This is a genomic window from Paenibacillus phytorum (assembly GCF_013141715.1).
Classification (GTDB): Bacteria; Bacillota; Bacilli; order Paenibacillales; family NBRC-103111; genus Paenibacillus_E; species Paenibacillus_E phytorum.
Genome location: NZ_WHOA01000243.1, coordinates 1 through 14328, shown reverse-complemented (window position 1 = coordinate 14328; position 14328 = coordinate 1). Strand labels below are relative to the sequence as shown.

Below are 14328 nucleotides of genomic sequence, written 5' to 3'. Positions count from 1 at the left end.
TGGACAAGCTATACTAACAGCTGTAATTTCTAGACGAACAGCATTAGGAGGCTATATGTCCACAAAAGCAAAGAGTGATAAGTCCGGAACTATGAAGTGGTGGCAGCTGTCCTTGCTTGGCGTTGCCTGCACGATTGGTACGGGTTACTTCTTAGGCTCTGGGATTGGTATCAAAATGGGCGGTGGATCCGTCATCTTCATGTTCCTTCTCGCAGCCTTAGGCACTTATATCGTCTTTGATGTTTTGGCCCGAATGACGGGAGCGGATCCGCAGCAAGGATCTTTTAGGGCATATGCCAAGAAAGCATTTGGACGCTGGGCAGGCTTCAGCAGCGGATGGGTCTATTGGAGCTCAGAGCTTTTAATTATGGGGAGTCAATTAACAGCTTTGTCCCTCTTTACTCGATTCTGGTTTCCAGCGGTACCTATGTGGATTTTCGCAACAGTGTACGCCTTGATTGGACTGGGTGTTATCTTACTCGGGACAAAAGCATTCGAGCGCACAGAACATATTTTTGCCATTATCAAAGTATCCGCCATCGTTATGTTTCTCCTTATTGCAAGCGCCGCAGTCCTAGGATTTATCACGGGGGGAGCTCATCAACCGAGATTCCCGGCGGCCAAAGAAACCTTTTTGCCAGCTGGGTTAATGGGCTCTTGGTCCTCTTTTATTTATGCTTTTTACGCCTTTGGCGGTATTGAAATTATGGGCTTAATGGCAACACGATTGAAGCGGCCCGAAGAGGCACCTAAAGCAGGGAACATCATGATTCTACTTTTAACGACGATCTATGTCGCATCTCTTATTCTTGCATTAACCTTGATCCCCTTGAATGCCTTACAAGGAAAGGAAAGCCCGTTTCAGGTTGCTTTGGGAAGTTATAATCTACCTTTTGTCCCACATGCGTTTAACGCGATCCTCATTATTGCTGGATTTTCTACGATGGTTGCTTCTTTATTTGCGGTGACAACGATCCTTATTACGTTAGCCCAAGATCACGATGCCCCCTCGATATTTGCCAGAACAACAACAGGGAAAAGGCAGATGCCTCTATTCGCCATCGGTTTTACGAGTGGGGGTATAACTGTAGCTGTGCTGATGGCACTCTTGCTGCCAGATGAGCTCTTTGAATATGTAACAACAGCCGCCGGGATTATGCTGCTCTTGAACTGGCTCTTCATCCTGCTATCATCTGGTCGTTTATTACAGTTAACCAAATGGGGAAAGATCAAACGATATCTGGGCATGGTTTTAATCCTTACAGCTATCACGGGTACAATCTTTCATGAAACGAGCCGACCCGGATTCTGGATTAGTCTCCTTTTTGTCGGGATCATAGGCTTGCTTACTTTGGGCATGCGAATCAAATGGAATAAGAATGCCCACGAAGCATCTTACAATGCTATGGAGCTGCCAAAGCCCAAACCTGATAATCGCGAAGGAGCGACCTAGCGTTATCCAAAGAGGGCCTCGAAGGCTTTTATCCCAAAATGCAACCCAAAGACGATCAGGGATAGTCCTGATGCGATGGATATGACCGATAGGGAGCGTGAAGTGAGAAATCTTCGAAATGTACTGGCTAACGACGCCATAAAAGCATCCCACAAACAAATCCCTGAGAACAACGCTCCCGTATATAATAATACATGATTTCTATCGAATTCCGCGATCGTTTCTGCTAAAACCGACCCATAGATACCAAGCCAAAAGAGGATGGATAAAGGACTCGTAATAGCCATGATAAAACCGGAGAAAACCGATTTCGTTAGCTTCTCTACGTTCCTATAACCCTCTCCCTTTATTTTCCTTGCACCAATCAAACTTTCGACACCCGAGTAGAGCAAAATGAAACAACCAAATAACCAGAGGAACGTTTTCATAAAAGGTGTTGTCAGAAAATGAACAAGTCCGAAATAAATGAGTATCATTAACAGCGCATCGGCAATCATCGCTCCAACTCCTACTACCCAAGCATGAAGAAAACCTTGCTTAATCCCTTTGTCGAGCATGGCTGCATTTATGGGACCAATAGGTGCCGACAACGATAATCCCAAGAGAAAAAAACTAAGAATCGTATACATTTTCTCACCCATTCATTGGTTTGTATGTACATGCTTCAAGGCCTGTATCATCCTATTCCTAGAATATGGCTTGTATTACCAGCAGAAATAAATTTCAAAAAAGCATTTGACATTCACGCTACGTAAAGCTGTACAGTTATGTTGTCAGGAGGTGAACAGATGGAATATACCGTGCAGCATCTGGGTAAATTGGCTGGGGTCAGCACCAGAACGCTTCGATATTATGATGAAATTGACCTTCTTAAGCCGGCAAGAATCAATTCGTCTGGATACCGAATCTATGGTCAAGCGGAAGTAGACAGGTTACAACAAATTCTGTTCTACAGAGAACTAGGCGTCAGTCTGGACAGTATTAAAGAAATTGTGACTGCCCCTTCCTTTAATGGAGCCAATGCCCTGAAAGAACACCATGAACAACTCCTTGACAAAAGAAAACAATTAGATGTCCTGATTGCAAATGTTGAAAAAACAATTGCTTTTACCGAAGGGAGAATAACCATGACAGATATCGAGAAATTTGAAGGCTTCAAGCAAAAGATGATCGATGAAAACGAGGATAAATACGGGAAAGAAATCCGCGAGAAGTATGGCGATGATACCGTAGATAAGTCCAACCAAAAAATCAAAAACATGACACAAGAACAGAATGACGAGGTAACACGATTGGAAAGTGAAGTCATTGCTGCATTGGCGGAAGCTTTCGAACATGGGGATCCTGCCAGTGATATGGCTCAAGCCGCCGCGGGTTTGCATAAGCAGTGGCTAAGCTATTATTGGAACGAATATAGTAAAGAAGCGCATGCTGGTCTAGCCCAAATGTATGTGGATGACGAACGGTTTAAGGCTTACTATGATGAAAAACAGCCCGGTACGGCCGAGTTTCTGAGAGATGCCATCTACATTTATACAGGCTTCAAGAAATAATCTTTGGAACGGGACACTAGCATTATTTCTACTATATCAGTTAAACGTCCAATTCTTTTACAAGAAACTGAATATACTAGGATTGTACCAGTCGCCAGCTGCTACGCCCATGTCACTCCAACGAAAGAAGCACAGAACCCTCACGGGTCCTGTGCTTCTTTACATTATTTTCGCTTTCTACTTGGCGACTGTTCCTACATTTGGCTTCACGAGTGCCTTACTTTGCCATACACGACTCTTCCACCGTAGATACATGAGCAGACCTCTCACCCATTCATCTACCGCAAATGCGACCCACACACCAAGCAAGCCCATTTTCATCACAATGCCAAGCCAATATGCAAGCGGCACTGCGATCCCCCACATGGATAGAATCCCCATGAACACAGGAAATCTCGCATCTCCAGCAGCACGAAGGGAGTTAATGACAACTAGATTAAATGTCCGACCAGGCTCTAAGATAACGGAGAGTATTAAAATACTAGAACCCATCGCAATAATTTCCGGATTGTCCGTGAATAGCCCTATCAGATCCTTGCGGAAAATAGAAGCAATTCCCACAACTACAAAGGTCACAAGAAGACTAATCCGTAAGCTGCGAATTAACTTATGATAGGCTGCCTTGAATGCCCCAGCACCTACCATATGACCCACAATGATTTCGGTCCCCATTCCTATTGCCATGGCCAGCGCCATAAAATAGTTGGTTATATTCATCATGTAGATATGCGTACTCAACGCCGCTTGACCGATGATATTAATAAAACTGACGATCATCATATGCTGAGACTGCCAAGACAGGTGCTCGCCGGCAGACGGTATGCCAATGCTCATGATTTGCTTCACAATACGGCTATCGAATGTGACATAGTGCTTCAGACGAATCGGTACAGGAATACGGCGATATAAGATAACAATCAGAACAATAAGCCCAATGAGACGGCTTACCACAGTGGATACCGCAGCTCCAGTTACTCCCCACTCGGGAAAACCTAGGTTACCAAAGATAAGAAGGCTGTTACCGGCTACATGGATCAGGTTCACTCCCAACGTAACAAACATGACATCTCTCGTTTGACCGTTGGAACGAAGCACAGATGAAATCGCGTAGGACAACGCCTCAATCCATATAAAAGCACCAATGATATTTAAATACCTTTTGGCGATCTCAATCTGCTCCGGCGCCAAATTCATTAGCCGCATCAGCGATTCACCAAATACAACCAATAAAATGCTAATCATAATTCCAAAGATCAAATTTATCGTAATCGCGAGAGCTGATATGCGGCTGGCTTCTTTCGCCCTACCGGCACCAAGATTTTGTGCGACTGCTACACTCGTTCCAATCCCAACGAAGCCAAACATCATAATGCAGAAAACGATGATTTCATTTGCTAAGCCGACTGCTCCAGTCACTTGATCCGAGATCAGACTGAGCATAAATACATCAGCCGTGCCCAGCATCATCCGCAGGACGGAATCAACGAATATTGGCCATGTGACCGCGAATAGACCAAGCTTTTTCCAAGATGCTACCGATTCCATGTCTTTCAATCCCTACACTTTCTCCATTCAAATGCTATTAGTTTAGGATACGTAAGCGATTGCAGTCAAATGCTACTTACTCCCATTTTAAAATCAATGAATAAGAAGCGTTGGACTGCTCACAATAATGAAGGTTTTAAAATACAATCAAAGGACGTGGGCTAATGTCGAACCAACAAAAAAATCAAAACAATAAACAAAAAGGTCAAAAAGCAAGTGAAGACAACAAAAACAATAATAGTAGCAATAATGGCATTGATGATGCAAATAAACATCCAGGCAAATAATAAACTTACAAATAAGCGCCAAACCGCGCTTACAGCGAGAGCTCTGCGAGCCGAAGCTCGCCCATAGAGTCCGAGAAGTCGGAAATCGACTTCTCAGCAGTTCATCCCGTGCATCATATGCCGATTAAGCTCAGAAAACGCGCTTAATCTGGAGCGCCCGAATAATTAACATATAAATTCTTAAATGTTAACAAAAAAACCTTGGAAATCATAATGATTTCCAAGGTTTTTCATACACTCCAAGCTATTTAACGCTAACCCATGCACCACGGTTGTCCGCAGATTCGATTTCAGCCACAGCAATTTCAATGCTGTCCATTGTACTGGATGGAGTCGCAATTGAAATGCTTTCACCTGAAAGTAACGTCTCAATAAAATATTTAAGCTCGTTATAGTAGCCCATTTCCGGGGATAGTTCCGGACTGAAGCCTGTTCCTTCATTCACATTTACTTGTAAGGAATTATCTTTGAAAACGACATTGCCTTTTTCAAAATTAACTCGGAACTGCATATCGAAGCCATAGTCTCCTTCAAGAGTCCAATCAGCTTGAGCATTGATGACTTTGCCATCTTCATACAGATAGTTGGCAGAAACCACATCATATCCGCTACCGGGAACGACATTTCGTGCCAAACATGATACGGATTCAGGCTTACCGAACAACCAATTAATCATATCAATGTCATGAACATGCATATCTAGCAAGGCTCCGCCGCTTTTCTCCTTCTCAATAAGCCATGGTCCCCAAGTCGGAGTTGCTCCCCCGCGGTAGAAATAACCACCAAGTGCCTGACCAAACGTGTTCTCTTCAACCACCTGCTTCAGGTATACATAGGCCGGCCAGAATCTTAAGCATTGACCTATCATCAGCTGCTTTCCATTCGCTTCGGCTGCCTGAATCATATCTTTACATTCCGCAGCGTTCAGCGCCATCGGTTTTTCACACAAAACATGAAGACCATGATTCAAACATTGAACCGCTATGTCTCTGTGTAGAAAAGTAGGCAGTGCAATATCCACGTAATCTAACTGTTCCTTCTCAAGCATTTCGGTCACACTTGTATATTTATTGTAGCGACCGAAGTCAATGCCAGATGAACCCGTATCGATGTTGCCTGCAGCCGCGCGACCTTCGAGCTTCTCATTGTCAATATCGCACAAAGCCACAACTTGAATGGGAACTCCTTCTGACTCCAGACGAACATAATTCTCCAAATGAGTCCTACCCATAAAGCCTAATCCAATTAATCCGATTCTTAGCATGTTGATTACTTCCTCCCTAAGATGGCGTCCATAGCACCCGATGTATTATAAATAATCTGTTCACCATGATGTGTATAGCCCGGAATCATTTCCGCGATGACATAATCGTCATACCCGATTGTTTGTAGAGCTTTCATAACTTCTGGATAATTAACATCACCGGCTAGAAGATCAACAAAACCATGCAAACCTCCTGCGGCGCGGCGGTAATCTTTGAAATGCACTTTTTTGATACGTTTATTTAAAATGGAAATCCAATGCTCCGGATAACCGCTGTACAGGACATTTCCTACGTCAAAATAAGAACCTACATAAGGGGAATTAACTTTATCGATAAAATCCCTCATTTCAAGCGGCGAAAGTAGAAACTTGTTCCATACATTTTCTATACCAATGGAAACCTTCAATGATTGGGCAACACCGGAAAGCTCACTTATGCCTTCCAATGCGAAGTCATAGGCTTGATCATATGGAACCACTTCAGAATCAGGAATGAAATCAACGCCAACAGCACCTGGCACAACCAGAATTGTATCTACGCCCAGAATAGCAGCGCTCTCCAACTGTTTCTTAACGATATCTTTCGCTTTCTGACGCGTTTGTGCATGTCCGCTTGTTAAAGAATATGACCAGTATAATCCACTGGCTAAACTCGAGAGCGCAATGCCCTGATCTTCTGCAATTTTACGGTATTCCTTGATTTCGCTTTCATTGCTTTCCAAACTTAATTGGCCTGTCTCGTTCAAAGCCAGTTCGATACCGTCGAATCCAGCATCCTTGGCTACTGTGATACATTGCTCTACCTTCATGGAGCCTGGAAATGACCAAATATTAATCCCTTTTTTCATTGTTATCTCCTCCGTCTCTTCCCTTTATTATAAAAGAGCCACGCTCGATAAGATTTATCCAAAAAGCCGATTTATTTGCACTTTTGTAAAAACGGATATGGTAAAATGAGATTAAAAATGACTTTGGAACAAGAACCACCCTAAGAGAGGACGAGCAGCATGGATTTCCCAAGTATACAACTACAGGAATCACTTACCATTCAAACCCTCTTTTCTTTTCATTATTTCGAGTATGCAAAGGGATTTGTATTTGACGGAGAACAACATGACTTCTGGGAAATTCTTTACGTGGACAAAGGGGAAGTTGAAGTTCGAGCCGATGATCACATTCATACCCTACATCAAGGAAATATGATCTTTCATAAACCAGAGGAATTCCATACGGTTAGCGTTAAGCACGAGCATACACCGCCAAACCTTATTGTCATATGCTTCGAATGCACGTCTCCTGCCATGACTATTTTCGAGAAAAAGATTCTGGCATTAGGAGACCGGGAAAGAAATATCCTATCCCTCATTATCCAAGAAGGGTTTCAGGCGTTCCTGCCCCCTTTTGACAAACCGACCGTTCATCACCTGGAAAGAAACCCGCATGCCCCTTTTGCCAGCGAACAAATGATCAAATCCTATTTAGAGGTTTTGTTAATCACACTCATTCGGAATCAAGAGCAGGCTTCCACTCCAGATTCTATGAAATACAAACAATCATCCCTTCAAAAAGAAAAAGCCGAACAACGAATCGTTCAGCAAATCATGGACTATTTGAAAGCCAATCTCTCTCAATCCTTCACGCAAGACCATTTATGCCAAACGTTTCACTTGGGTAAAAGTCGATTAAAAGAGCTTTTCCAATCCCAGATGCAGACCGGCGTCTTGGAAGCCTTCAAGTCCCTCAAAATTGAACAAGCCAAAACTTTTATCAGAGATGGCCGATATAATTTTACAGAGATTGCAGCCATGTTGGGGTACGCCAGCATTCACTATTTTTCAAGAGATTTCAAGAAAACTGTTGGCATGCCGCCTTCCGACTATGCAAAGTCCGTTAAAGCTCGTCTATAGCGTTGAACAGAAAATAAGCACCTTATTGGGTGCTTATTTTCTTATTCAACTGGATGCTTCTATTTGATTACTTTCAATAAGCGTTTAGCTGTTCCATTCTGCGTTTCGATTGTTTCATACACATTGACCGTGAAAGGATAGCTGAATTGATCCGTTGTAATATTCGTAGCATCCAGCAATTGTTTCCCACTGATTAATTTATTTACACCTGTGAAGGAAGCGTCCTTAGAACCGACAACACGTCCGGCGTTATCAACAATTTCAAATCTCAATTTCGAGAAGTTGTTGTCAACCACGACATTTTCTTTCTGTTTAATGTCCAAATCAAGCCGGAACTTGTACGTATACGTCAATTGAGCAGTCGTCTGTGTGCTCACTGTTACATCATTGAACGTCAAATCAAATGGATATAAGGAAATGGTAGAATCCGCTTCTTCCTTCTGTACATCCGTTTGCAGCGCTGCAATCGTTGTTGTAAAAGGTGCAGCAGCCACTGAATCAAGCAGCTTTAATGAGAAAGTGGTGCTCTCTTCGGTTTGCGGCACGATGTAGGAGTAGCTTACCACGTAGCTTAAACCAGGATTTAGCATCGTCGTTACATTCGTTTGACGGGAACCTTGGTAAGTAACGCCCTGTGCATTGACCAATTCCGATAGGAAAGCAGGAGTAGCTGTAGGCGTCGTACTCGTATTCGTTAATTTGAACTTAGCTACAGCCGTTTGGTAGCCTTCACCTGGATTCTCATGGAGATGAAGCTCCATAAGCGACACTTCTGTTGACTTATCAACAACTTTGGTCAAAGCATCAAATGTGATCGGCTGACCAATTGTGTAAGGCGCTGCAGCTGAATTCCCTTGCTCTTTCGGCCATGCGATAGCTAGTTTACCTGTTGCTAGCGTTGTGGCTTGACCTCCACCTTTGGGTACAAATGAATCCGTCGATAGAACGAGAAGGTTAGACAACGTCACACCATTTTCAACTGGAATCGCAAAATGAATGTATTTCTTTTCGCCAGCCTCCAATGTCACCGGGTCTACTTCGGAACGTTTGCCTTCATAGCTCTTCTGCTCCGACTGTGCGTCCATTCGGAAAGCAGGAACCGTTTCCCGCCCCGCTCCAGGATTACTAGCCAACACCGACACAACTGCCACGCGGCCTGATGCCGTATTTTGCATTGAAACTTCGACTGGTGAATACGTCAGTCCTGAATTAACCCCTGGTATAGTGAATGCTTGACCCCATGCTAAGTTTTCGAGGCTCTGCAAAGCCGTATTTCCCGTACCGCCATACCACACAGATTTAGTAGGCATAGCTAGTAGCGTAGTTTCCACCTTTGGATAAGAATAGATATCAACATTGACGAAAGATAACTGCTCAATTTGACCAATTTCCTTGCTATCAACGGTAGTCATATATACAAGTTCGCCGATTTCTTTGGGCTGCAAAGCTTCTTTATTGCTCGCACTTGGTTTCAATGTATACGAAACGCCACTAGCGGTTTGAACACGAAGCTCGTGTTCGGGAACTCTATTCTGTACGGCGCCTCCGTTATATAAGCGAACAGTAACCGCAAGTTGTGAACCTGACGCAGTTGGCGTCACGGCTGCACTTTTAATCGCGGCACGTATATCAGGTGTCAATCCGTAATTGACAGTAGGTGCAGAGATTACAGGTGTCGTTGAGTCGGCCGCCCATACGGCCGTGCCTCCTTGTACGATCATTGCTCCTAGCATGATTGCTGTCAGACTAGATTTCCATGGTTTGTTTTTCATGTAAGTACTCTCCTTATTGTGAAATTTCGCTGATGTCTATTTGGCTGCTGGTGTTGTTGTCGGTTGCGGCTGTGCGCTAGCACTGTCTACTTTTTGTCCGTCTTTCAGCGTGTTCTGTCCGGTAGTAACCAATTTCTCGCCGTCTTTCACGCCATCAATTACTTCTTGATACTCCCCGTTAATGCGTCCTAATTTCACTTTCCGTTTCTGATATTGGTCACCTTGCTGAACAAAGACGATGGTATCTGACTCTTCACGAATGATGCTTAATGTAGGAATAGCAATCACTTGTTCTTCCGTTTCAGTCGTAAGCTGTACCATGAATCGATTCCCAGGCTGCAGCAGATGATCGCTATTTGGAACTTCCAGTTCTAACGTATACGTTTTTGTCGCAGTACTCATAATAGGTGCCAAGTAGCTAATTTTAGCTGTTCCTTTTTTATCAGGCGAATCCGGATTATAGTAAATGAGTTCTTGCTTTCCTTTAACAAGTAGGAAATTCGTTTCCGTAAGCTCGGTTTTGATTTTGATCGGATCAATCTGTTGGACTTGCCCAACTTTCCCTGCAGCGGCAGCTACTGTTTGCCCAACCACGACATTGAAATCCGTTAGAACACCGTTACCTGGTGCTTTAACTTGATAATTTTCTAAAGAGCGAGTCGCATCTTCTAAAGATAGACTTGCGGATTCAGCCTGCGTTTGAATAGAAGAGATAGAATCCGAGTTATCAAAAGCTGAAAGCTTACTCTGTGAAGCATCTAGATTCATCTGAGCGCTATCCAGTGCTTGTTTGGATTGATCCACCTGATGCTGAACGGCAATGCCTGCGTCATATTCATTACGAACTTTGTTATATTCTTGCTCAGCATTCTTGAGTGCCGTTTGCGATCTAGTTACATTGTCCGCCAAGTCCTTGCGGTTATTAACTTTACTATCCTTTGCTTGCTGCAAGGATTCTTGGGCACTTCTTACAGAAAGCTCACTTTTCCTTTTGGCAGATAAGGCATCTTTATTATCAATAACGAAGAGGACATCACCCTTCTCAACATACTCTCCACGTTTTTTCAATACTTCCGTTACTTCCCCATTGGCTTTCGATACAACATCAAGCGTTGTTCCTGCCGCTACATCTGCAACCTGTTCGATTGGATTGCTAATTTTCTGCTTCTTTATGACATCTGTTTTAATCGCTTTTGGTGCTAACTGCACCGTTGCAGCCCCTTTTGCGCCTGGAGCTGAACAGGCTGACGCCAAGACCGCTGCTGCGGTCAATAACACGATCACCCCCATCGAACGGGATTTGAATTTACGTTTCCGCGAACTATCGTTAATCATCTATGTGCCTCCTTATACCTCTAACGTACTTATTGTTGTTTTTTCGTTTCCTTTTTTGCGATTGAACATACGACCTATACGGTTCTTTATACTTTCAATCAATTCGTACACAATCGGTACGACAACTAGAGTCAATAGCGTAGAGGTAATCAAACCACCGATAACGACTACACCCAGTCCTTTACCGATTAATCCGCCTTCTCCAGAAATACCGAGCGCAAGAGGTACCAATGCCATAATTGTAGCTCCAGCAGTCATAATAATGGGACGAAGTCTTACTTTCCCCGCTTCAATTAGAGCATGACGTACCGTGTATCCTTCTTCACGCAGTTGTTGTGCACGATCAATTAGTACAATCGCGTTCGTCACTACGATCCCAATAAGCATGAGGAAACCAATCATAGAGGTTACGGTTAACGGCTCTCTTGCTATGACAAGTCCGAGAAGGCCCCCAATAACAGCTAGCGGTAGAGAGAACAAGATGGCGAATGGCGCACTTGCGTTTCCAAAGGCCAATACCATAATCAAGTAAACCACGAATATGGCGGCAGCCATTGCGACGAACAACTGCATGAAGCTTTCATTCACGTCATCCGAAACACCACTTATTTTTGGTGTCACGCCTTCAGGCAATTCGATATCTTTCATTGCAGCGCTGATTTTGGCGCTCACACCTGTCTTATCTGCAGAATTGATTTTTGCTGTTACTTTCACAAGCTGCTGCTGTTCCTCACGTGCAAGCGAAGCAGCGCCTTTCGTTTCACTGACCTTAGCTACTTCCTTCAGTAAAACCTTTGAACCATTCGATCCGGTCAATGGGATATTACCTAGTTTCTCTAATGTATCTTTGTCCGATTTATCTAACGATACCGTTGTTGTATAAACAATATTATCGAATTTCATATCTCCTAATTTTTGCTTTTGAATCCAGGCACGTGCGGTATCACGTACAGTCGATGGGCTTAAGCCATATGCTCTCGCTTTTTTCTGATCCACAGCAATTTCGACTTCTGTTTTGGCATCACTCAGGTTATCCCCAATTTCACTAAGCTCCGTGAATGTATTTAGCTTCTCTTTAACCAAACCGGCAGCTTTCTCTAATTGAAGCTGGTCCTCCCCTTGCAGGGTATAAGCAAAGTCAGTCGATGAAACACCGAAATCACCTTCCATGGATTTAGGCTGTACTTCAGATCCGCTCGGCAGTTCAGAGAGAATATAAGCTTTCATTTGGTCTTTTACTTGATTCGGATCGACCTTATCATTCACTTGGACAAAAATCTGTGAAGCATACGGCGTCCGTTCGTCATCTTTGCCTGCATAACCTACCAATGCTTCAACGAATTTGAAAACGGGCTCGCCATTAGAATCTTTCGTATCTAGCAAAACAGTTTCAATTTCTTTCGTTTTCGCATCTGTAGCTTCAAAAGAAGTCGCATACGGCATTTTAATCTGGAAGTACATTGTTTTCGCAGGCTTCGAGCTAGGTAAGAACGAAACCGATAGAAACGGTACCGTCGCCGCAATTGTGACTACAAGCATAAGTCCTGAAATTAACAATGTTTTTATCCGATTTTTCAAACTCCACGTCAATGCTTTTTCGTAAAATGTTGTTAGTTTAGTTGGCTTTGATTCATCATGATGCCCTTTACCCGGCTTACTGCGAAGAACGAGCAATTTAGCGAGCATTGGAATAACCGTTAAAGCTACAATTAAGGAAGACAAAAGTGCGCAAGCAATCGTTAAGGCAAAAGGTCTAAAAAAACCTCCAACAACACCCGTTACCAAAGCAAGCGGAGCAAAAACCCCTACAGTTGCCAGAGTTGAGGACGTAATAGCCATCGAAACTTGCTTTGTCGCTAAGGCGATGACGGATTCTTTACGTTCCTGCGCTTTTTCCAATGAAGCATATATGTTCTCGATAACAACAATGGAATCATCAACTACGCGACCTACTGCGATAAAAATACCACCGAGTGTCATCGTATTAAGCGTTAAATTTAACTGCGACATTAATAATAAGGTGATCAAAATGGAAAGTGGAATCGAGACGAGAACAATGAGTGTCATCCGAATGTTCCTCAAGAAAATGAGAATCATTAAGGAAGCCAAAACCGCCCCTACAACTCCTTCACGTACAAGTCCTGTAATGGACTCTTTAATTTGATCTGCACTATCATAAGTATTTTTGAACGTAATGTTGGGCAGTGTTGTTTCCCACTCATGAATTAGCTTCTCAATGGATCCTGAGAAATCAACCGCATTTGCACTGCCTGCTTTGTACAAAATCATACCAATAGCTGGCTTGCCATCCAGTCTACCATTGAAATCAGATTCCGTTATCGCCTTTACCTTGGAGACTTGATCTAATGTTACGATATCTCCTTTAGGTGTGGTGATTTCGACCTTTTCCAATTCGTACAAGCTTGATAAATTACCAGTGACACGAGTCATCTTATTGTTGCCGCTAATTTCTACACTACCGATCGGGCTCTTCGTCGCGGCGGAATTAATCGCATTGCTCACTAGAGCCGGTGATAATCCATATACATCAAGCGCAGCAGCATCAAGCTCAATATCGAGCGATGTACTTCTGGCACCAATAACGTCCATATGGTCGATCCCTTTAATTCCTTCAAGACCTGGCTTGATTTTATCTTTAAAAGACTTGTCGAGCTCTGTTTGGCTTACCCCATCTTTCGCATAAGCAACTAAGTAATTCGAAGGGAATGATGCCGCACCGAATGTGGAGGCTTTAGGCGCACCTGCTGTTGCTGGAAGGGAAACTTCAGCCAGCATGTCTTGAACGGCCTGCTTTTTCTTATCAATATCTACATTTTGCTTAAACATAATGATAATCATGGAGAAATTATCACTCGAAGTTGAAGACATGGAATCTAAGTCTTCAATATTCGCTAGCTTTTCTTCAATCGGAGCCGTAATCTCATCCATGACATCCTTAGGCGCTCCTGTGTATGTAGTTGTTACAGCAACTACTGGAAAAGAAACGTTTGGCATGTTCTCTACTTTAAGCTGCGTGGATGAATAAAATCCGCCTACAAAAAGCATGATCATGATAATGAATAATGCCGAGACATTCTTCATGGAAAACTGTGTTAATCGATTCATTCCTGTACTCCCCTCATCAACTGATTACGTTTAAGATACATTCTGAATATGAACCCAATATGAACAAACAAAAAAACTTGGCATAA

Annotated in this window: 11 protein-coding genes; 4 read left to right on the top strand and 7 right to left on the bottom strand. The window is 43.2% G+C overall.

Annotated features, from left to right (window positions below):
* Nucleotides 1-55: 55 nt before the first annotated feature.
* Complete coding sequence (locus GC098_RS36095; protein WP_171649160.1) at nt 56-1453, top strand: amino acid permease; 1398 nt, start codon at nt 56-58, stop codon at nt 1451-1453.
* Between the two features lie 2 nt (nt 1454-1455).
* Here GC098_RS36095 and GC098_RS36090 read toward each other — a convergent pair whose 3' ends face one another.
* Nucleotides 1456-2094: a LysE family transporter gene (locus GC098_RS36090; RefSeq protein WP_246359149.1), complete on the bottom strand. Its 639-nt coding sequence runs from the start codon at nt 2092-2094 to the stop codon at nt 1456-1458.
* Between the two features lie 147 nt (nt 2095-2241).
* Between GC098_RS36090 and GC098_RS36085 the strand changes: the two genes are divergently transcribed.
* On the top strand, nt 2242-3006 hold the full coding sequence (locus GC098_RS36085) for a MerR family transcriptional regulator (protein WP_171649159.1): 765 nt from the start codon (nt 2242-2244) through the stop codon (nt 3004-3006).
* Between the two features lie 177 nt (nt 3007-3183).
* On the opposite strand, the gene GC098_RS36080 is transcribed toward GC098_RS36085, so the two are convergent.
* The gene (locus GC098_RS36080) at nt 3184-4551 is read right to left on the bottom strand and encodes an MATE family efflux transporter (protein WP_171649158.1); all 1368 of its coding nucleotides are present in this window, start codon (nt 4549-4551) and stop codon (nt 3184-3186) included.
* 164 nt (nt 4552-4715) lie between these two features.
* Between GC098_RS36080 and GC098_RS41035 the strand changes: the two genes are divergently transcribed.
* Nucleotides 4716-4838 carry a hypothetical protein gene (locus GC098_RS41035; protein WP_281367174.1) on the top strand — a complete coding sequence of 41 codons (123 nt, stop codon included), beginning with the start codon at nt 4716-4718 and terminating at the stop codon, nt 4836-4838.
* A 244-nt stretch (nt 4839-5082) separates the two neighbouring features.
* Here the strand turns inward: GC098_RS41035 and GC098_RS36075 are convergent, their stop codons facing one another.
* Both GC098_RS36075 and GC098_RS36070 read right to left on the bottom strand, forming a co-directional pair.
* Entirely contained in the window at nt 5083-6102 is a 1020-nt protein-coding gene (locus tag GC098_RS36075) for a Gfo/Idh/MocA family protein (protein WP_171649157.1), read from the bottom strand.
* A 5-nt stretch (nt 6103-6107) separates the two neighbouring features.
* Entirely contained in the window at nt 6108-6950 is an 843-nt protein-coding gene (locus GC098_RS36070; RefSeq protein WP_171649156.1) for a sugar phosphate isomerase/epimerase family protein, read from the bottom strand.
* A gap of 159 nt (nt 6951-7109) precedes the next feature.
* Between GC098_RS36070 and GC098_RS36065 the strand changes: the two genes are divergently transcribed.
* On the top strand, nt 7110-8009 hold the full coding sequence (locus tag GC098_RS36065; RefSeq protein WP_171649155.1) for an AraC family transcriptional regulator: 900 nt from the start codon (nt 7110-7112) through the stop codon (nt 8007-8009).
* A gap of 59 nt (nt 8010-8068) precedes the next feature.
* On the opposite strand, the gene GC098_RS36060 is transcribed toward GC098_RS36065, so the two are convergent.
* The 3 genes from GC098_RS36060 to GC098_RS36050 are packed head-to-tail and all read right to left on the bottom strand — an operon-like array spanning nt 8069 to nt 14242.
* Nucleotides 8069-9781: a hypothetical protein gene (locus tag GC098_RS36060; protein ID WP_171649154.1), complete on the bottom strand. Its 1713-nt coding sequence runs from the start codon at nt 9779-9781 to the stop codon at nt 8069-8071.
* Between the two features lie 36 nt (nt 9782-9817).
* Nucleotides 9818-11116, bottom strand: coding sequence for an efflux RND transporter periplasmic adaptor subunit (locus GC098_RS36055; protein ID WP_171649153.1), 1299 nt, complete (start codon nt 11114-11116; stop codon nt 9818-9820).
* A gap of 12 nt (nt 11117-11128) precedes the next feature.
* Nucleotides 11129-14242 carry an efflux RND transporter permease subunit gene (locus GC098_RS36050; protein ID WP_171649152.1) on the bottom strand — a complete coding sequence of 1038 codons (3114 nt, stop codon included), beginning with the start codon at nt 14240-14242 and terminating at the stop codon, nt 11129-11131.
* Nucleotides 14243-14328 lie beyond the last annotated feature (86 nt).